The 17,574-nt window shown below is 67.3% G+C and carries 21 protein-coding genes; 7 read left to right on the top strand and 14 right to left on the bottom strand.

The genetic code is table 11. The features are described from left to right. Window positions 1-131: 131 nt before the first annotated feature. The 5 genes from AB0F44_RS25850 to AB0F44_RS25830 all read right to left on the bottom strand — a co-directional run bounded on the left by AB0F44_RS25850 (window position 132) and on the right by AB0F44_RS25830 (window position 4,656). Window positions 132-1,493 carry a hypothetical protein gene (locus AB0F44_RS25850; protein WP_357359624.1) on the bottom strand — a complete coding sequence of 454 codons (1,362 nt, stop codon included), beginning with the start codon at window positions 1,491-1,493 and terminating at the stop codon, window positions 132-134. Continuing rightward, entirely contained in the window at window positions 1,490-1,843 is a 354-nt protein-coding gene (locus tag AB0F44_RS25845) for a hypothetical protein (protein ID WP_357359622.1), read from the bottom strand. The genes AB0F44_RS25850 and AB0F44_RS25845 overlap by 4 nt, the downstream gene beginning before the upstream one ends. Window positions 1,844-1,918: 75 nt before the next feature. After that, complete coding sequence (locus tag AB0F44_RS25840) at window positions 1,919-2,497, bottom strand: hypothetical protein (RefSeq protein ID WP_357359620.1); 579 nt, start codon at window positions 2,495-2,497, stop codon at window positions 1,919-1,921. 8 nt (window positions 2,498-2,505) lie between these two features. Continuing rightward, a complete protein-coding gene (locus tag AB0F44_RS25835; RefSeq protein ID WP_357359618.1) occupies window positions 2,506-2,928 on the bottom strand; it encodes a single-stranded DNA-binding protein in 423 nt (140 codons plus the stop codon). Window positions 2,929-3,627: 699 nt separating this feature from the next. Further along, window positions 3,628-4,656, bottom strand: a complete 1,029-nt coding sequence (locus AB0F44_RS25830) for a hypothetical protein (RefSeq protein WP_357359616.1) — start codon at window positions 4,654-4,656, stop codon at window positions 3,628-3,630. An 855-nt stretch (window positions 4,657-5,511) separates the two neighbouring features. Between AB0F44_RS25830 and AB0F44_RS25825 the strand changes: the two genes are divergently transcribed. Together AB0F44_RS25825 and AB0F44_RS25820 are read left to right on the top strand one after the other, a co-directional pair. Next, window positions 5,512-5,856: a hypothetical protein gene (locus tag AB0F44_RS25825; RefSeq protein ID WP_357359614.1), complete on the top strand. Its 345-nt coding sequence runs from the start codon at window positions 5,512-5,514 to the stop codon at window positions 5,854-5,856. Window positions 5,857-5,862: 6 nt separating this feature from the next. Continuing rightward, window positions 5,863-6,258: a hypothetical protein gene (locus tag AB0F44_RS25820; protein WP_357359612.1), complete on the top strand. Its 396-nt coding sequence runs from the start codon at window positions 5,863-5,865 to the stop codon at window positions 6,256-6,258. A 65-nt stretch (window positions 6,259-6,323) separates the two neighbouring features. On the opposite strand, the gene AB0F44_RS25815 is transcribed toward AB0F44_RS25820, so the two are convergent. Beyond that, window positions 6,324-6,482, bottom strand: a complete 159-nt coding sequence (locus AB0F44_RS25815; RefSeq protein WP_357359610.1) for a hypothetical protein — start codon at window positions 6,480-6,482, stop codon at window positions 6,324-6,326. 547 nt (window positions 6,483-7,029) lie between these two features. Between AB0F44_RS25815 and AB0F44_RS25810 the strand changes: the two genes are divergently transcribed. From AB0F44_RS25810 to AB0F44_RS25795, 4 genes are all read left to right on the top strand, one after another. Next, the gene (locus AB0F44_RS25810; protein ID WP_357359608.1) at window positions 7,030-8,043 is read left to right on the top strand and encodes a DUF932 domain-containing protein; all 1,014 of its coding nucleotides are present in this window, start codon (window positions 7,030-7,032) and stop codon (window positions 8,041-8,043) included. Window positions 8,044-8,105: 62 nt separating this feature from the next. Beyond that, window positions 8,106-8,441, top strand: a complete 336-nt coding sequence (locus AB0F44_RS25805) for a hypothetical protein (protein WP_357359606.1) — start codon at window positions 8,106-8,108, stop codon at window positions 8,439-8,441. Continuing rightward, window positions 8,438-8,920, top strand: coding sequence for a hypothetical protein (locus tag AB0F44_RS25800; protein WP_357359604.1), 483 nt, complete (start codon window positions 8,438-8,440; stop codon window positions 8,918-8,920). Before AB0F44_RS25805 ends, AB0F44_RS25800 begins: the two co-directional genes overlap by 4 nt. Window positions 8,921-9,347: 427 nt before the next feature. Continuing rightward, on the top strand, window positions 9,348-9,800 hold the full coding sequence (locus tag AB0F44_RS25795; RefSeq protein WP_357359602.1) for a single-stranded DNA-binding protein: 453 nt from the start codon (window positions 9,348-9,350) through the stop codon (window positions 9,798-9,800). A gap of 67 nt (window positions 9,801-9,867) precedes the next feature. Here the strand turns inward: AB0F44_RS25795 and AB0F44_RS25790 are convergent, their stop codons facing one another. Further along, complete coding sequence (locus tag AB0F44_RS25790) at window positions 9,868-10,533, bottom strand: hypothetical protein (RefSeq protein ID WP_357359601.1); 666 nt, start codon at window positions 10,531-10,533, stop codon at window positions 9,868-9,870. Between the two features lie 187 nt (window positions 10,534-10,720). Between AB0F44_RS25790 and AB0F44_RS25785 the strand changes: the two genes are divergently transcribed. Beyond that, a complete protein-coding gene (locus AB0F44_RS25785) occupies window positions 10,721-11,389 on the top strand; it encodes an alpha-ketoglutarate-dependent dioxygenase AlkB (protein ID WP_357359599.1) in 669 nt (222 codons plus the stop codon). Here the strand turns inward: AB0F44_RS25785 and AB0F44_RS25780 are convergent. The 7 genes from AB0F44_RS25780 to AB0F44_RS25750 are packed head-to-tail and all read right to left on the bottom strand — an operon-like array spanning window position 11,361 to window position 17,347. Beyond that, entirely contained in the window at window positions 11,361-12,551 is a 1,191-nt protein-coding gene (locus AB0F44_RS25780) for a hypothetical protein (protein ID WP_357359597.1), read from the bottom strand. The two genes, AB0F44_RS25785 and AB0F44_RS25780, sit on opposite strands and share 29 nt — an antisense overlap. After that, window positions 12,548-13,870: an MATE family efflux transporter gene (locus AB0F44_RS25775; RefSeq protein ID WP_357359595.1), complete on the bottom strand. Its 1,323-nt coding sequence runs from the start codon at window positions 13,868-13,870 to the stop codon at window positions 12,548-12,550. The genes AB0F44_RS25780 and AB0F44_RS25775 overlap by 4 nt, the downstream gene beginning before the upstream one ends. Next, window positions 13,863-15,095 carry a glycosyltransferase family 2 protein gene (locus AB0F44_RS25770; RefSeq protein WP_357359593.1) on the bottom strand — a complete coding sequence of 411 codons (1,233 nt, stop codon included), beginning with the start codon at window positions 15,093-15,095 and terminating at the stop codon, window positions 13,863-13,865. The genes AB0F44_RS25775 and AB0F44_RS25770 overlap by 8 nt, the downstream gene beginning before the upstream one ends. After that, window positions 15,092-15,628, bottom strand: a complete 537-nt coding sequence (locus tag AB0F44_RS25765) for a hypothetical protein (protein ID WP_357359591.1) — start codon at window positions 15,626-15,628, stop codon at window positions 15,092-15,094. Before AB0F44_RS25765 ends, AB0F44_RS25770 begins: the two co-directional genes overlap by 4 nt. After that, window positions 15,625-15,942 carry a hypothetical protein gene (locus AB0F44_RS25760; RefSeq protein WP_357359589.1) on the bottom strand — a complete coding sequence of 106 codons (318 nt, stop codon included), beginning with the start codon at window positions 15,940-15,942 and terminating at the stop codon, window positions 15,625-15,627. Before AB0F44_RS25760 ends, AB0F44_RS25765 begins: the two co-directional genes overlap by 4 nt. After that, window positions 15,939-16,586: a class I SAM-dependent methyltransferase gene (locus AB0F44_RS25755; protein WP_357359587.1), complete on the bottom strand. Its 648-nt coding sequence runs from the start codon at window positions 16,584-16,586 to the stop codon at window positions 15,939-15,941. Before AB0F44_RS25755 ends, AB0F44_RS25760 begins: the two co-directional genes overlap by 4 nt. Continuing rightward, window positions 16,583-17,347: a class I SAM-dependent methyltransferase gene (locus AB0F44_RS25750; protein ID WP_357359628.1), complete on the bottom strand. Its 765-nt coding sequence runs from the start codon at window positions 17,345-17,347 to the stop codon at window positions 16,583-16,585. Before AB0F44_RS25750 ends, AB0F44_RS25755 begins: the two co-directional genes overlap by 4 nt. Window positions 17,348-17,574 lie beyond the last annotated feature (227 nt).

The raw sequence follows: 17,574 nt of genomic DNA, 5'->3' as shown, positions 1-17,574 counted from the left end.
CGCATCCGCGACGCTACGCCGCACCGCCCACTGCCCGGAAGGGGCAGTCCCACAGACCCCTCGCGACCAGCGGTTGACAACAGAGGGGAGCCGAACTGACGCGGTCTGCCCCATGTTCGGTCGAGCGGTATTCAGAGCGAAGGTCGACGACCTTCGGTGCTCCCCGCGTCCGATATCAGTCGTCGCCAAACGTTGGCTGACGGTGCCTCTGTGACGAGTGCGGCATAGAGGCTGGCGCGGCTGTCGGCGGCTCTGGGCGGCGGGGCAGGCGACCCGAGTCGGGGTCGCAGGCGGGTGCCGGCGATGGTGAGGAGGTCGGAGTCGCCGGCCTTCTGGACGGGGGCGAGGCGCCCGCGTACTGGTTTGACCAGTGCAGGGCTGTCGGTGTCGATGCGGGGGAGTTTCGTACGCCTGAGGATGACGTTGCTGCGGACGCCGCTTTCGATGAGGTCGGCGAACCGGGCGTCGAGGGCGGTGAATCGTTTGTCGAACGCGGCGAGCATGTTGTCGTCGGGTGTTGCATCGGCGGGCAGGGTGGCGGTCCGGGCGATGACGTTGTTGGCCTCTTGGGCTGCTTGAGCGCCGTGCTGGGCGTGCCCTGGGTGCACGTCGCGGAGGGCGTTCCCAATCAGTTTGTAGGTCTCCGCTCGGGTCTGCCAGTGATGCTGGAGGTCGGAGTTGGTGGTCCGAGCGGCGAGGGCTGCGGATATGACCATCTGGGATGACGCGGCGAGGCGGAGGTTGATCGGCGCGGTTGATGAGGTGAGGCGTACGAGGAGGTTCTGTTCGGCTTGGAGGACGCCGAGGAGGCCGGGGCGGGCGGGGCCGCGGATGAACCTCAGCGGAGGACGCCAGCCGCGGTGGTCGACGGTGTAGTCGAGTGGTCCGATGCTGGCTTCGAGCCCGGTGGCGAGGGCGCTCCATCCGAGTTGGCCGGCGTTGTGGAGTTTCTCCCAGCCGGGTGTGGGGGCGTAGCGGTGGTCGAGGATGACTAGGGCTTGGACGACTGCCGCGACGTCTTTCACTACGGTGTGGCATTGGGCGGCGTTGAGCATGCCGTGGCCGGCGCCGGCGTGGAAGTCGTGCTCGCCGATGGCTGCTGCTGCGGCGATCTGGCGCCAGGACTCGACGAGCTCGATCTCGTGGGGTCTGCTCAGTTCCTCCAGTGGCGGAAGCGGCGCCGTTGAGGCGTCGATGGCTCGTTCGAGGCCCTTGCGGAGGTGATCGTAGGGTCCGTCGGCCTTTCGTCGGTTGTGGTGGTCGAAGAACTCGTTGGCGCCGAGGTAGGGGTCGGCGGCGACCGTTGCTTGACGGCACCAGACCAGGACGCCTTGTCGGTAGCGACGAATCTGTGTGCCGTACGCCTTGCGCTGCTCGAGGGTGCGGCTTGTGGAGAGCCCTGGGTTGTTGCTGAGACGCCGCTGGAGGCGGTGCTGGTGCAGCAGTGTGGTCAGGCCGGCACGGATGGTGCCACCGCTCTCGCCGTAGGTCACGACGGGTCCGTCGGGTCGATCCAGGACGGCAGCACCAGTGCCCCGTGCTCGAGTGTGCTGTGGTCGAGCGCCCACGCGTCAACGAGATACGCAAGCGTGAGCTCGATGTGCACCGAGTCGAGGCCGTACGCTCCGAGATCGGTGACTGACTGCTGCGCCAACTGATACAGGGTCGCCGGGTGCCCGAAGGGGATGCCGGTGAGCGCTGGGACCTGGTCTCCGTGGACGGAGTCCAGGTAGATCAAGGCGCGGTCGTAGGCGACTGAGCTGAGGACGGTAGTCGCGGTGTCAGCGAGTGCGGCGATGTAGGTGCGCGCCTCAGCGATGGCGACGGCTTGGGCGAGAAGCATGATTCGGACTCCTTCAGAGTGAGTGACGGCTGTCTTTCGACGCTCACAGCACCCGCTGCGGATGGCCCGGCGGGTTCAGGTGTCTGTGGACAACTGCGACCCGAAACGCCACAAGGAGGGCTCACCAGCCCCGCCGAGACGGTCCACGAGGTCGCGGGCGCGCTCGTGGGCGACTTCGTCCTCGAGTCGACGGCGCGTGGCGAGGTCGTTGCGTACGAACTCCTTGAAGTCGATGTCCCGGTTCTCGATCGCCCGCTCGACAGGGGCGGCTGCCGGGGGTTCGCCGGGCCAGGTTGCCTGCCTGGTCGGTCGGTCGCGGTCGAGCTTGGTGCCGCAGGTGCTAACCCAGTCGCGTAGACGATGTCGGGCTTCGACGAACTCGCGATGCCATGCGAGCGGGGCACCGGGCGGTGCCTCGGGGTCGTAGGCGCTGAGCCAGGCAGTGTGCAGTGCGGAGAGTTCCCAGACGAGCTCGTCGTGCCGGTGCCACAGGGGCGGGATGGTGGCGGGTTGGAGACCGTAGGCGAATCGGAGCCAGCCGACCCATGCATTCAAATCGAGCCACTCGCTCTCGGCCTCTTCGGCGGTAAGCAGGTTCCAGTTGATCGGCCGGAGGATCTCGTCACCGCCGCCGCCTTCGTAGGTCGTGCCCATCGTTGGCCTCAGAGCCCGACAGCGGGGGTGATCGACTCGCTCGCGGCGCCGGATGTGGTCTCGGCGGCCGCCGGGCTTCTGCGAAGGACCTCGTAGCGGGTCCGGGCGAGGTCGTGGCCGATTCTGTGGGCTACGAACTCCTTGCGTGGGATCTGCTGATCGTCGCGATCGATCTCGTACTCGTTGATGTATCCGGCTGCAACGAAGGAGTCGCCGATGCGGAACTGCTCGAAGGCGCGCTTGGCTGCGGTGTCGTAGGCGACGAGGTCACCGTGGACCGGGTCGAGCTTGGTGAAGGAACCGTCGGGTTCTTTCCGGAACTGCTCCACCCCGAATCGGGCGTGGAACCGTGGGCTGCCGTCGCGGATCTTCGTCAGCTCGGGGATGGTCGCGATGTAGCCGTGCAGGCTGAGCTGGGTGGGGATCGACATGACGTGCCTCCCGGTCACACGACACTCCTCGCTGGTGTCGCTCTCAGAAGACAGGTGCGCGAAACCGCCCTCGTCGCGCGGCCAGCAGCCCGGACCCTCCAGACGGGACCATCACCCGCAAGGAGGCTCGGTTCACCGAAGACCAGCTCGATGAGCTCACGGTCCTGCGTCGCAAGGTCAACCGGCGTCGCACCGGACGTGGCGAGCTCATCACTGAGAACTCGCTGATACGCGTGGCCGTCGACCTGCTGCTCGCTGAGAGCGTGACAATCCGTGGCGGCGATGCACCGACGACAGAAGACGAGATCCGCGAGCGCCTGGGAGTTCCGAAGACCACCCGGAGCCAACAGACTCGTGGGGGAGTGGAGCATCTGGGTTGCTCACCCCACCGTCGGCCGTAAGGAATCGGGGAGCTTGGCCGGCACTCGAGGCCCCTGGCTGACTCCGCTCACATCTGGGAGAGCGAACCCTTGGTCAGGCGCCTCGGTCGCGACGTGACATGCCTTCGTCCACGGCGCCGGCTGATGTGAGCAGCAAACAGCTTGAGAGAAAGCGGCGTGCCACGAAGTAACCGACGGCAGCCGCTCCTATCATTTCCGCCATGGGGTATCCGCTGACCGATCTGTGCGGCACCCCGAAGTTCTGCTCGACTGCCCACCGGCAAATGGCCTACTGCGCAAATCACGCGGCCAGATGAGGTCAGGCGCGGCGGCTGAGCTGTCGCTGGATCGTCTCCTGAATCGCGTGAAGCGCCGGCTCCTCGAACCCTTCCCTGCGGATCGCGATGCGGTGGACACGACGTACGTCGTGCTCGGCGCGGCCGTCACTGTGCCGCATGATCTCCTCCACGTCGAGCAGGCCGAACCATTCGAGCGTCTTGCGCGCCGCTGCGTACGGATCACGGTGGATGCCGTAATGACGCAGGCGCACCTCGCCCGGGAAGGCCCAGCCTCCCTGGTCGAAGAAGGCGCCGGCGCGACAGGCCGCCATCAGCAGCACGGTGATCTCGGAGTCCTCGAGCACATGCAGCCAGCCGTTGAGGATGAAGCCTTGAGGCATCGCGAAGACGCCGGACTCCCTTTCGCCGGGGATGGTGTACTCCTCGAGTTCGCCGTGGGCGTCGGCGCCCGCCTCATGGAGAGGGGCGAAGTCCTCGAAGCGGTTGCGGGCTCCTCGGTCGGCGGGTACGTCGACGAGTCCGACAGCCTCCAAGCGCTCCAGGGCCTTCCTGACGGTCCGTGCCCGCTTGTCGCGGGAGGTGTGAAAAATTCCGCCCACGTTGCTGTCGGTCGGCAAGGCGGCCACGAGGTCGGCCCAGCCTGTGTGCTGGCTGTCGCCAGCGATGGGGATTCCCAGGCCGGCGAGGCGAGCTCGAGAGCCGGGCCGCCGGCGCATCTGCAGCAGCGCGAGGACGGTCAGCTCCAGCCGAAGCGCTGACCCCAGGCTGGAGGAGATCCGCGTCGCCGGCGGACGGAGCTCGCGCGGCGGCGCCTTGCGGTCGGAACCATCGCCGTCGATGGGATCGCTCAGGTAGACAAACTCTTTCCGCAGCCGAAGGCCATCCGTTCGAAGCTTGCCGACCGGCCGCTCGTAGGTCCGCATCCTGGCATTGATGCCGTCCAGGTGCTCCGGCAGGCCGGGCACCTCGAGCCGAGCGAGACGGCGCTGGAGCTGCTCCTTCTCCTTTCTGGTGGGCCTCCGTGTCCAGTCAATGAAGGTCTCGGTCACGATTTCTCCCATCGGGTATGCCGCCTCAGTCGGAACGCCTTAACCCGCCAGATAGCCCCTACCGCCGTTGACATCTTTAACGGTTTCACTGGCCGGTTAGGGCGCGTCATCAGTCTACTGGACGGCTGGGCGGGACGCGCATTTGTATTGGTCCCACACGGCGCCGACCCCCGGGCGCTCGATCCAGAAAGGAGGAAATGTGGGCAGGCAGTACGACCCCCCGCCGGAGCGGGGACCGGCACAGCGGGGGCCTGGATGCCTGACCTGGCTTCGCATCGCACTTCAGGTCATCCAGACCGCCGCCATCCTGCTCCGCACGTGGCACGACCTCTGAGGTCGTAACGACAGGGGCCCCAGCTGGTTGCCGCCGGCTGGGGCCCCGCCTCACGTGCGACTCCTTCGAGGGTAGTACGTCTGCTCCGGTCTGTCGCTCGGGCGTCTTCTCGCCGCGGCCAGGCCGCGGGGATAGCGGCGCGCAGGCAGTGGTCACCTACAGGAAAGCGGCACCGCCATCGGCATGAGATTCGATCCGGCAGTCCGCTCTCGACCTGTTCCACGCAGGACCTGGGTACGGAGCAGACCGCTCTCGGGGACCCTCCCCAGCCACTACGAATCTGGCGGCCGCGCCGACCCGGTCAAGCCCTGCGCCTACGGCGCCAGCGTACGCCGAGAAACCTGGATCGGCGCTCCGCAAGCTCCGCTTACTTCCTCACCAGCTTTCGCGACTCCCACCGGTTCCAGGGGTTGACCGCGCCGGCTCCACCGGCCGCCTGACCTCTCCACGCCCGGGGAGGGCCAAGAACGGTAGGCACCCAGAGCCACCACCCCAACCCCGGCGCAGGAAGGGTCAAGCCGATGAGCGACTACACCATCGAGACCGCGCCCCCGATCGTCGACGGGATGGTCCACCTGACCTACTACATCAACGACGCCCAGCTGAGCTTCGTGTGGTCCGGCCGCACCACCGAGCCGATCCACGTCCAGCACGGCGGCTACGGCGAAGCAACCGTCGCGCTGATCAACCCCGAGCCCGACTACCCCGCCGGCGAGAAGTCGCCCGTCGAGCTCTTCGACTGGTACCGCAACCTCTGCGACCGGTGGAACCTCGCCTGGGACGGCATCCCCGACATCCCGACCACCCCCGGCGACCACGCCGGCGTCGAGCAGATCGTGCCCGGCGTCTTCGTCGTGAGGATCTGATCCCCCATGAGCCGCCGCTACTTCCACGTGGCGGCGGCCTCGGAGCTCCTCTTCGAGGCCGCCATCGCCTGCCCCGCCCATCCGGGCATCACCTTCGACGGCCTCGCCGTCGACCACACCGCCACCGGGGACCAGGTCTTCGTCATCGTCTCCATCCACGACGGAGCACTCCGGGCCTACCTCGGACCCGACCACGACACCACCCAGCGCCGCGGATCGCTGGTCGCCGCCGGCCTGATGTCCAACCCGGACATCCGGCTCGAGGTCCACGAGGCAGCCGAAGTCCTGAGCTGGCTGACCGACTGCTGGGAAGTCGCCCGCGAGTGCCTCGACGACGCCGTCGAGGCCAAGACGGATCTGGTGCTCGCACAGATCCCGCTCAAGCGGCTCAGCGCGGCCTGAGCCCAACTGGGAGGAGAGCCGAGGGGGCTCTCCTCCCAAGGGGCGCTGCCCTGATCGCGCCCGGGCTAGATCACCCCGAGAGCGACTAGCACCTCGACCACCGCACACACCGCAGTGACCGCGGCCGCGCCAGCCGCAATCGCGGCCGCCACAGCCTTGAGGATTCCCCACCGGCTCTCCGGCGGCCCGACATCGCCGGGCGCTCGCGTGACCTCTTGGGTCATGATGGACCCACCTCTCCCTTCACCAGATGAGACGAGGTAACCGATGGCCTTCGGGATCCGACCCCGGAGGCCATCACCTCGTCAAAGACAGTCCGGCTGCCTCCGACGCGAGAGTCTCACGCAACCTGATCAGATTGTTTCCTCTGTGGAAACCTGAACTTCTAGGTCACGCTCGTACTCGCCGCCGTCGATCACCATGCGCCTGGTTGCCAGCCGTCAATGGCGTCGGAGCAAGGCACCCACCAGGGCCCGGCCTCCGGCCGGGGTGGAGCCGGCGTACGCCGGCACAGCTCTTGTCTTTTTCTCCCTCCCCGGGGCTCCGATTCTGACGGCCGCGCCGCTCCGGTCAACCACCGCGCACTGCGTGCGCCGCTGACCCCGGACGGCGGTCGCTGCGCTCCCTTATTTTTACCGGGCCCACCGGTCCCGGTGGTTGACCTCCACGGCTCCACCGGCCGTCTGACTCTCCACTGCCCGGGGAGGGCGAAAAAGGGTCGGCAACCCAGAAGCCACCCACCCTGTCCCGGCGCAGGAAGAGAGAGCTCTCATGGCTCACGAGATCGAGACCCACGGCCGACAGGCCGCCGCAGTCTTCGCCCGCGAGGACGCCTGGCACCGCCTCGGCACCACCCTCGAGGACGTCTTCACCGCCGAAGAGGCAATGACCATCGGTCACCTCGGTGGATGGAACGTCCGCAAGACCCCGCTGCAGGGCGTCGACCTGGACGAGAACGGCGCGAACGTCGTTGACGTCCCGGACCGGTTCGCCACCGTCCGCACCAACCCGTTCACCGGCGAGGCCGAGGCCCTCGGGGTCGTCGGCACCTCGTACGCCGTCATCCAGAACGAGGAGCACGCCGACACCCTCAACCAGCTGGTCGAGGACTCCGGAGCGATCTTCGACACCGCAGGCTCGCTGCGCGGTGGCCGCCAGGTGTTCGTCTCGCTGCGACTGCCCGAGACCATGCGCGTCGGGGACACCGACGAGATCCGCACCAACATCGTCGCCCTCAACAGCCACGACGGCACGCAGGCCTTCCGCCTGCTGGTGACTCCGGTCCGGGTCGTGTGCGCCAACACCCAGGCCGCCGCGATCGCCAACCACACCGCGAGCGTGTCCATCCGGCACACCACCAACGCGAGCATCCAGGTCGCGCGCATCCGTGACGCCCTCGGTCTCTCCTTCCGCTACATCGAGGCCTTCGAGGCCGAGGCCGAGGCCGAGAAGATGATCCAGCAGACCATGACCGACGCGGCCTTCGCCGGCATCGTCGAGCAGCTCTACGGCACCCCTGACCCCCTCGGGTCGCGCCGCAGCCGCACCGCCGCGTACGAGCGGACCCGCGAGCTGGAGCGTCTGTGGGGCGACGCTGCCACCCAGGCCAACATCCGAGGCACCGCCTGGGCCGGCTACCAGGCGATCGCCGAGTACGTCGACCACTACGCCCCGGTCCGGGCCAAGCACGAGAAGGCCAGCGCCCGCGCCGCGCGCCTGCTCACCAGCGAGGAGCCGACCCGGCTCAAGGAACGCGCCTGGGACCTCTGCGCCGCCGCCAGCTGACCCAACCCACAGGGGAGGGCCGCAGGCCGGCCCTCCCCGCCTATCCCCTGGAGGAGGACCCGATGAGCACCATCACCACCGAGACGGCCGAGCCGCAGTGGATCTACGTCGCAGGCGCCGACCGGTACCTCGAAACCGGTCCGGTCTACCTGGCCGAGGCACGCCAGGACGGCACCCACTTCAACGCCTGCATCACGCCGGGCAACAGCACCACCACCGACGCGCCCGGCTATCAGCTCGAGGTCGTCAGCGACACCGGGCCCGGCTGGTCCACCCACGCCGAGACCCTCGCCGAAGCCCAAGGCGACTTCGCCGTCTACCTCCGAGCCACCCCCGACGACATCGACGAGCCCGTCGACGAGAACACCACCAAAACCACCAAGGAGACCCACCGATGAGCATGATCGCCACCACCCGAAACCGCACCCCGCTCGCCGGAGCGTTCGACGAGATCCGCGGCCTCAGCCTGCACCTGCTGCACCCGGCCGGCGGCCCGATGGCCCGCATCGACTGCACCAACGGCGGCATCTCCGCACCCGGTCACGACAGCATCACCCTGGTCGGCTGGACCGGGCACGACATCACCAACCCCGCCCAGCCCCTCGACTACGTCGCCGGCCTGGAGCACGACAGCCAGATCTTCACCCCATCCACCGCCTCCTGGCCCGTCGCGCTCGAGATCTGCAACAGGTACGCCGGCACCATCGCCGCGCTCGTGCCCGTCTACGACTTCGACGGTCAGAACTGGACCCCGGTCCCGGGAAACATGGCCGGCGGCAACTACGCCACCGGCGACAGCCGCTTCAACGACCTGGTCAGCCAGCTGACCGGCCACGACTTCTACGGCGCCGTCGCCATCCACGACCGCATCGAGTAGCGACCAGGTCGCACCGCCGGCCCTCCGGGGCCGGCGGTGGGGAGGGCTCCGCCCTCCCCACACCCCACCCGAACGGCACGACCCGCCGGGCCGGCCTCACCAACACCAGCTGGTCGACCGGCGTACGCCGGTCAGCACCGAAGGATCCAGATACCCACGGGGCCGACGGCCAAGGACGCGGCCCTCCGGGCCGAGGCAGTCTCACCGTTCAAAGCGTCTCGTTCCTTGCTCCCACAACGCCCAATCGTGATCGCTCGCTCCGCTGGTCAAGGGAAGCAGTGCCCGGCTCCGCCGGCCCTTGACCCGCTGCCGCTCGCGCGATCTTGGGCTGGTTGTTGGGAGCAAGGGGCACGAGGGGTCACATCCCGAGGGTCACCTGGTCAGCTCTCCGTTTCCATCCACGCACCTTCATCCAAGGAGAAGAACCATGAACACGATCACCACCTTCGCCGGCAACCTCACCGAGGACCCGGAGCTGCGCTTCACCAACGGCGGCACCCCGGTCGCAAACCTCCGCGTCGCGGTCAACCGACGCGTCAAGCAGAACGACGAGTGGGTTGACGCCACCCCGACATTCCACAGCGTCAAGGTCTGGGGAGCCCAGGGCGAGAACCTGGTCGAGAGCCTCGTGCGAGGCGACCGCGTGCTCGTGCACGGCCAGGTCGAGACCGACAGCTGGACCGACAAGGAGACCGGCGAGAACCGCTACAAGGACGTCGTAGTCGTCTCCGACAGGTACGGCGAGATCGCCACCAGCCTCAAGTTCGCCACCGCCCGCGCCGAGAAAAACCGCGGCGGCAAGACCACCAACCCCGGCGCGCCGGCACCCGCCGACAACGTCACCCAGCTCGGACCCAGGCCCACCGAGCCGCCGTTCTGAGAACGGTAGCAAGACCCCGGGGGAGGGGCCGGCCAGACGCCGGCCCCTCTCTTGGCATCCAGTTCGGCTAGGCCTTGCCGTTCGCGAGCACGAGCCCGCTCGTGTGGTCACGCACCCAGTCCCGCCCCTGCCAGTCGCGGAACATGATCGTGACGTGCATCGGAAGTTCGCGTCGGAGCACCTCCGGCGGCACTAGGACCGGCGCGGTGTCCTCGCCGCGCTCCACTGCAACTCGGATCGGCCCATCAGTCGGTGGCAAGAGGTCGAGATCCGCGTGGCCGATGCACAGCCCTGTGCCATCTCTATCCGGATGCTCCACAAAGAGCATGAGGGAAAGACGAGTCACCGGGACATCGGACACGTTTCGAAGCATCACCATTGCGCCCCGGACGGACGTACGGATCATCTCGCCGGATATCTCGTCCTGGTCCCCGAGGTCGTACAGGACATGGTCGGGCCAAGCCGCCACCCGGTTCGCCTGCTCCGCGCGCCGATCCTCCTCAACCCGTTCCTCACGCTCTTGCTCGATCCGCAGCACGCCAGCGGCATACCGCCCTGCGATCACGGCAGCGACCAGCGCACCCGTTGTGGCTAGGGCTGCGACCCAATCCGAGATGCTGCCCACCTTCGCGTCGAACGCGATACCGAGAGCAATTGCTGGACCGAGAACCAAAGTGAAGAGCAGGCACCCTTCAAGTGTCCAGTGTGGCCGGTGGCTCTGCTCGTTGCTCATCGGGCCATTGTGGCGACACGGCGCCCGGCGATGTGCCTCAAACAACCGTCATCGCCCGGTATCGACATCTACCCCTGCCTGGGTGTCTGAGTCGTAGCAGCAGCCATGCCAGCCGCGCGGCGGGGACGTGCTTGCCTCGCGGTCGCGGTGCGGCATATCCTCGGCACTTCGCGAGAGACCTCCGGGGGTGGCAGCGGACGTGCTAGATCTTCCCTTCGCCGAGTCCTGGGAAGTGGCACCCGGCGCGGTGCACATGCCACGCTGGCTTGACCTTGAACAGCAGGCGCGCCTGGTCGCCGCCTGCCAGGAATGGGCGCGCGGCCCGGTGCCCGCGCGGGCAGCCAAACTGCCCGGTGGGCGGCAGATGTCGGTAAGCACCGTGTGCCTCGGCTGGCACTGGCAACCGTACCGTTACAGTCGAACGGCGGAGGACGCGGGCGGTGGCCGGGTGGCTGAGCTGCCCGGCTGGCTGCGAGAGTTGTCCCAGACGGCGCTGGCGGACGCCTATCGGGACCCGGCCGTGGCCAAGGCCTACGCACCGGACACAGCGCTGATCAACTTCTACGACAGCAGCGCCAAACTCGGGATGCACCAGGACAAGGACGAGCGGATCAATGAGCCCGTGGTGTCGTTCAGCCTCGGCGACTCGTGCCTGTTCCGGTTCGGTAACACCGAACACCGCAACCGGCCGTGGACGGACATCGAGCTCGCCTCTGGGGACCTGTTCGTCTTCGGCGGCGCGTCCCGGTTCGCCTACCATGGCGTGCCCAAGGTTTACCCCGGCACGGGCCCCGTGGAGATCGGTCTGGACGGTGGCCGGGTCAATATCACTTTGCGGATGACGGGGCTGGGCTGACCGCGAGCCGCAAGAGTGCCGCCGCCGTCTCGCGTTCGCCGTGACCGCGTGCGGCTACGCCTCCGAGAACACGCATCTGGTCTCGCGCCAGGGCCGGCCGCGCCAGCACTGAACGTGCCCACGGCACGAAGCCCTGACCCTCATCCCGTACGGCTGCCGAATAGTGCTCGAAGATCTCGTCGGTCGTGATCGGCTCGTGGTGCGCTCCGAAGTTCGCGAGTGTTGCGGCCGGGAACGCGTGCTGGAGTTCGGCGCGGCCCACCGGTGCGATGCCTGCGAGCCCGAAGTAGTTGTCGTGGTTCCCGTCGTGCACGTCAGGCAGCGTGACCAGTGGCACGCCGAGCGCGCATGCCTCGAAAGTCGTCGACAGACCCGCCGGTGCATACAGAATCGACGCGGAGGCCAGCACCCGGAGGAACTCCTCCCTGCTAAAGGTGTCGATGTCCGCGGTGTGGAACCTTGCCCGCAGGCGCTCGTGCAGCTGCGCCGGCGCAGCGATGACGCAGTCACCGGGCAGCACGGGGCCGAGGATCTCTGCCAGCAGGGCGACATAGATGTCGAGCTGATGTGCAGTCGTGTATGGGTTGATCAGGCCACCGGACAAGGACACCACTGGCCGGTGCGGAGGGGGCGAACGGTCCGGCAACCGCCCGAGATACGGGGCTACCCAGGTGCCCTTCAGCCACGGAGGTGCGCCGGCGGGTCGGGCGGCGACACGTTGCCAGTGAACCTCCGTGGCGGCGGCGTACATCAACGCGTACTCGCCGTATGGTGCCAGCGCAGCGGCGGAGGTGACGGCCTGCTCGACGTCCTCAAGTGACCGTACCGAATCCGCCAGCGCAGCGAGTTTGGACAAAGGCATCCGCTGCCAATCCCAGTGCCAGAACAGATTGTCGACGGCGATGACCGGCACGCCCGCGGCGCGCCCGACCAAGGGTCCGACCGGCTCCACGACACTTAATACGGCGTCGAACGCTCTGACGTCGGATAGCGACGACACCACGCGACCGAAGCAGTCACGGTTCGACCGGGCGTATTCCTCCGCGATGCCGGATGCCAGCGCGGTTACCTCCACCGTCTTAGGGAGTGCCCGGCACACCATCTCGGCCGTTGTGATCGGGCCCCAGCCCCATGCGCCGGCCAGCACGAGTAGTCGCGTCACGTCGCCTCCTGTACAACTTCGTTGCGTAGCCAGTGCCGCTGTCGTCCGAAGACGAGCGCCATGCGAAGGCCTTCGAGCAGCACCAGGTACCAGAAGCCGCTTACGACGTCGATGTCTCCGATGTGGAAGATGACCACGGTTACGGGCAACGCGGCGACCTCGACCCACAGCAGGAACCTGTTCTTGAAGGTTGGCCGCAGCACGCCTTCGGTGAGCGAGTCGGTCACGCTCTTGGTGAATACCAGGCAGGCGAACGGAACGGCTAGGTCGAGCAACGTGTCCTGCACCGCGCCTCCCAGGCTTGGCTGAACGAGCGGCAGCAGCAGCGCGTAGACCGCGGAGGCGACAGCCGTGGCCAAAGCCAACACCACGCCGGCCAGGGTCACGTCGCGTAGCCGGTCCGACAGCGCCCGCTGGTCACGACCGAGCGGCGAACCCAGCAACCGAGCGACCAGAATCGCGACGGTCTTTGTGTACGCCTCCGTGGGGATCAGCAGGAGGTACATCGCGTTGTTGAGCACGCTGTACGCGGCGTACTGCTCGATCGGCAGCTGACCGAAACCCGACGAGATCACAAGGGTGGACACGTTCCAGATGAGAACCGACAACGCGAGTGGAGCGGCCTGGGTGGCGAAGACAGACCACCCGTAGTCCGCAGGGCGTCCACTGGCGCGCAAGCGGGGGAGTCGCGTCCGGGCACCGTGCAGTAGGAGTACGAGCCGAAGAGCCTTGGCTGCCAACAGACTTGCCACCACGCCGGCGAGTCCCAGGCCGAACCCGAACACCAGCACGAGCGTCACGACGAGCTTTAGCGTGAATTCCGCCGCGTAGACGTGCAGCACGAACCGCTGCTCCTTCAGGTTCTGCAGTGCGGTCTCCACGACCATCCCGAAGGTGCTTAGGGTGTAAGCGGCAATCGACCAGCGCAGGTAGCTCGCCATCAGGTCCGCTGTTGCCGCGTCGGCGATCATTAGACCGGCGATCTGGTTTGCGAGGACGAACGACGGTATGCCGATCGCTGCGGCTAGCACTGCGGTCGCAACATATCCGTGGTGGACGACCGCTCGAGTCTCCGGCTCGCGCCCGGCGCCTGCCAGCCGGCCGACGAGGGTGCCGCCGACGTAGGCCGCGCAGGCGATGAATGCCTCGTAGAGCCACGCGACTTGTGCGCCCGCTGACACCGCGGCGACCTCGCGCGGTCCGACGAAACCGAGGACGAACGAGTCCACGTAGAACATCGCGTTGAAGACGGCGCTCTGCCATAAGAGCGGAACGCCGACTCCACGGTGAAACTTCACCCGTTCAAGAACATCACCCATGATGCGACTTGCGTGCCACTCCCTGACCTTCCCCAGATCGGCGAGCCACCCGGCTCACCAACGCTACCCACCACGGCACGCTGATTCGCAGCATCTGCAGCGGGGCGAAACCCAACCGCCGCACAGTGGCTGCGGCCGGTTCGCCGGCGGCACGCTCCAGCGCCACGAAGCGGCAGACGTAGGCGAGCATGCTCGTGGTCACCACCGCCGCCGCGACCCGATCCCTGCGCACGACTGCGCGCCCCGCGCACGCCGCCAGCAGCGGACTCACGGACGCCCACACGACGTTCGCCCAGATCGTGGCCACGAGCGGCAAGGCCCTTCTCGATTCCCGTGCACGACCTAGTGCGTACCGCGTCGCGTCGATCGCGCCCTCGCTCCAGCGCACCTCCTGCGCCAGTCCCTGTGCCAGTGTCGGTGGCACGTCCGACACCAGCCGGGAGCGCAAGGTGGTGATGGGAATCCGGCGGTCGTTGAGGTCCCAGCTCAGCGCGAGGTCCTCAGCCACGACGTCCTCTGGGAACCCACCCAGCTCCTGGAGCACGTCCAGGCGCAGGCACGCGCCCGCGCCGGATACGGCGGAGTAGACGAACCCGAAGCGGTTCTTCACCAGCCCGCGGAACTGCTCGAAGTCGATCGACCACTGGTCCTGGTATGCGGCGTGCCACCGCTGGGCGACGCCGAGATCGGTGTAGTTCTTGGTGAACGTCGCCGGGATCTCGATCGCAGGCGCGTCGCGGTTGATCGCGGCGACCAGCTCCGCGAGCACGTCAGGCCCCAGCACCGTGTCGACGTCGATCGTCTTCACCCACGTGCGGGCGGCCGCGCCGTCCTGCGCGAAGGTGCCGATCGCGTGGTTGGTTTGCCGGGCGATCCCGGCGGGCGCCGGCGCCTCGGACACGATCACGTCGCAGGCGAGGTCCGCATACTTCTGCCGGCGCAGCAGATCCCGGACGTGGTCAGCAGTCGTCGGGACGGCGCCAGAGCGTTCGGCCTGGGAGCACGCGACGAGCAGCTTCGCGTTGCCAACATGTGCTCGCATCGTCCGCCATTGTTGTAACGCGGCCTCGACCGAGGCTTGTTCAGCGAAGACGCGGAGTACGAACACCAGGCATCGGTCATCCTGCAAGGCCACAACTGGCGGGGCGGTGGGGGTGCGCCGCAACCAGTGCGGCGCCAGTTTGCGCAGTGCCAGCAGCGTCGCGACCGCGAGTGCCCGGTTCATTTCGCCACATTCTGGGCCGTCTTCTGGTCTAGCAACGCCAGCACTTCCTCCACCGTGTCGGCGAAGTTGATCCGCACGTTCTCGCGGTCGTCGAGGTATCCGTCGAGCGCGAATGCCTCCAGCCGAACCACCAGATCGCTGGAAGCGCGCAGCACGATGACTGGCACTTTGTGCAGGTAGGCGGTGGCGACCTCGATGAGCGTCCCGATCTTCCCTCCCACCACGACCAGCACGTCGGCGCTTTTCACCGCGACGATCGAACGGCCGTCCCATCCAGAGTCCGTGTACATCCGAAGGGAGTAGGCGCTGTTGAGCTCTGCCTCGCCGTCGGCTGTACGGGTCTGCCCGATCACCGCGACGGTCGTGCCGCCAGCGCCGGCCGCGCCCGCTGCAGCGTGGGCGGCCACCCCGCTGCCGCCGCCGGTGATGAGCGAGTGCGCCCGTCCGGCAACGGCCTTGCCGATCGCTTCGGCTGCGGCCAGTACCTCGGCTGACTGCTCGTCCCATGCTCCGGCGACCATTACTGTCGTCATCGGCTGTCTCCCGTGATGACGCGCGCATGGGAGCCGCTGCTCACCGGCTCCAGTTGCATGAGCCGCTCGAGCTTCGCGTGCAGCACGTCGGTGATGCGGTCCTCGATGCCGAGCGACACGCAGTTCCCCAGCACCAGAATCAGCAGATCGGCGTGTTCCTCGGCAATGTCGCCCTTGTTCTTGGTCAGGCAAGCCGCGATCTCGCCCACCTCTTCGGCGATGAGCGCCATGCGGAAGAGCATGTCCTCACCGCCGTTTTCGGCGAACCGCATCTTTCGGTGGAATTCCGCGACGCGGTTGAGTTCCTCTTTCACTTCGCTCCCGGTGCGATGGTGGTGAGCCAGTGATTGTAATCCTTGGTGATGCCCAGCTGTTTTTGGCTAACGACTTGCCAGCTGGAGAGGCGTGTGGTGAAGGCTTCGATCGTCTCGTACCGCTCTGGCGCTCCGTTTTCGTGTTGCGCGCTGTGGGAATTGCTCTCGCGTAGCTCGGCGTCGCTTGCCGGGTATAGGTCCACGAGCACCGCGACGCGCAGTGACGGCAGCGAACGCAACTTCGCCAGCACCTCGTCGATCTCCTCGACACTGTGCAGGGCGAACGACGAGACGACCGCTGTGGCCGCTGGCGGGTAGTCGTGCTTGTCCGCAGCCGCGCAGGTCAAGGTTCGGTAGGCACCGGTGTCCGCGGCCAGCGCCAACATCGCAGGTGAGATGTCCACCCCGTGAATCTCGGCGACCGCGTCGCGATGGCCGGTCAGTCTCATGCCGAGCGTGCCGGGGCCGGGGCCGATCTCGGCAACGACGTGTCCGCCGCCGAACGCGCGCAGTTCGCCCGCCACAATCCCGGCCAGCTCGTCATAGGAGTATCCGCGCAGCCGCAGCTTGTGCTCGACTTCGCGTTCGTATGTCGGAGCCCACCCGTCGAACGCCTCGCTCAGCCTCTCGTCGTGGTCGCTCACCAGTCCGCCTTCCTGAGCAGGTAGTACGAATAGCCGAAATCAACGGAGATGTCGTTGCCCGTCGACAGGATCGGTGCGAAGAGCTCGACGAACCGCTCGACCACCGCCGCGTCTGGCCGGTAGTCGAAGATCTTCTGCAGGCTGCCGATCGAGATCAGGTGCTGGAAGTAGTGGAACGCGCTGGCGAATCGCGCCGCATGCGTGCGGTGCTGGGCTTCGGCGATCGTCAGACCCGCCGCGTCCGCCAGCGAGGCGACCGCGGTCTCATCCATGCGTCCGAGCGGATCGTGGCCTGGCCGGTACGGTATGACCTGGCTGGCGTGCTCAGCGCTCGGCAACATCAGCAGAGCGACGCCGTCGGGGCTGAGCAGCCGCGCCACCGCGTCCATCGCTCTCTTCTGGTCGGGGATGTGGTGCAGCACCTGCCTAAGCGCCACGACGTCGAAAGGCTCGCCCGGCGAGTAGTCGAGCAGGGACGCCACCTCGAACCGCGGCGTGCCTTTCCATGGCTTGGCGCGGGCGATCTCGATCATTGCGGTGCTCACGTCGATACCCGTCACCTCCGCCCGCGGCAATGCGACCTCGACCCACTCCGCGAACTTGCCCGTGCCACAGCCGACATCCAGCACGCGCGGCTGCTGCGACTGCACCGCCCTTGCTACGAGCTCTGGCATGAGATTGTCGTTGCCGTCGACAGCGTGAATGAGCGTCGACTTCGTGTCCCAGCCATTCGCGACTGCGCCCGAGAAGACGCGCACCACATCTTCTTCCGTACTTGAACTGGTCTGCTTCAAAGTCCGACTCCGAGAGGATCTGTGAGGTGGGGCACACCGATCAGTCCTCTCAGAGTAAAGCCGCAACCGTCGGAATGTCCTAGGAATCTATGAATGGCCCCATCTCATGAGGGCAGTTGACGGCACCCCTGCCAATCCCGGTAGCCGGTCGTTACCCGTGATCGTGGAGCGGAAGGCGCGCGGGTCGCGGCGCC

This window comes from Nocardioides sp. NPDC023903 (genome assembly GCF_040639295.1).
Lineage (GTDB): Bacteria > Actinomycetota > Actinomycetes > Propionibacteriales > Nocardioidaceae > Nocardioides.
This window is presented reverse-complemented; position numbering and strand designations above follow the sequence as displayed.

Coding starts and splice junctions, on each gene's coding strand:
- AB0F44_RS25845 (WP_357359622.1), bottom strand. CDS start 1,843: ATGCTTCTCGCCCAAGCCGTCGCCATCGCTGAGGCGCGCACCTACATC.
- AB0F44_RS25765 (WP_357359591.1), bottom strand. CDS start 15,628: ATGACGACAGTAATGGTCGCCGGAGCATGGGACGAGCAGTCAGCCGAG.
- AB0F44_RS25815 (WP_357359610.1), bottom strand. CDS start 6,482: ATGACCCAAGAGGTCACGCGAGCGCCCGGCGATGTCGGGCCGCCGGAG.
- AB0F44_RS25825 (WP_357359614.1), top strand. CDS start 5,512: ATGAGCGACTACACCATCGAGACCGCGCCCCCGATCGTCGACGGGATG.
- AB0F44_RS25800 (WP_357359604.1), top strand. CDS start 8,438: ATGAGCATGATCGCCACCACCCGAAACCGCACCCCGCTCGCCGGAGCG.
- AB0F44_RS25820 (WP_357359612.1), top strand. CDS start 5,863: ATGAGCCGCCGCTACTTCCACGTGGCGGCGGCCTCGGAGCTCCTCTTC.
- AB0F44_RS25835 (WP_357359618.1), bottom strand. CDS start 2,928: ATGTCGATCCCCACCCAGCTCAGCCTGCACGGCTACATCGCGACCATC.
- AB0F44_RS25810 (WP_357359608.1), top strand. CDS start 7,030: ATGGCTCACGAGATCGAGACCCACGGCCGACAGGCCGCCGCAGTCTTC.
- AB0F44_RS25840 (WP_357359620.1), bottom strand. CDS start 2,497: ATGGGCACGACCTACGAAGGCGGCGGCGGTGACGAGATCCTCCGGCCG.
- AB0F44_RS25775 (WP_357359595.1), bottom strand. CDS start 13,870: ATGGGTGATGTTCTTGAACGGGTGAAGTTTCACCGTGGAGTCGGCGTT.
- AB0F44_RS25770 (WP_357359593.1), bottom strand. CDS start 15,095: ATGAACCGGGCACTCGCGGTCGCGACGCTGCTGGCACTGCGCAAACTG.
- AB0F44_RS25805 (WP_357359606.1), top strand. CDS start 8,106: ATGAGCACCATCACCACCGAGACGGCCGAGCCGCAGTGGATCTACGTC.
- AB0F44_RS25790 (WP_357359601.1), bottom strand. CDS start 10,533: ATGAGCAACGAGCAGAGCCACCGGCCACACTGGACACTTGAAGGGTGC.
- AB0F44_RS25795 (WP_357359602.1), top strand. CDS start 9,348: ATGAACACGATCACCACCTTCGCCGGCAACCTCACCGAGGACCCGGAG.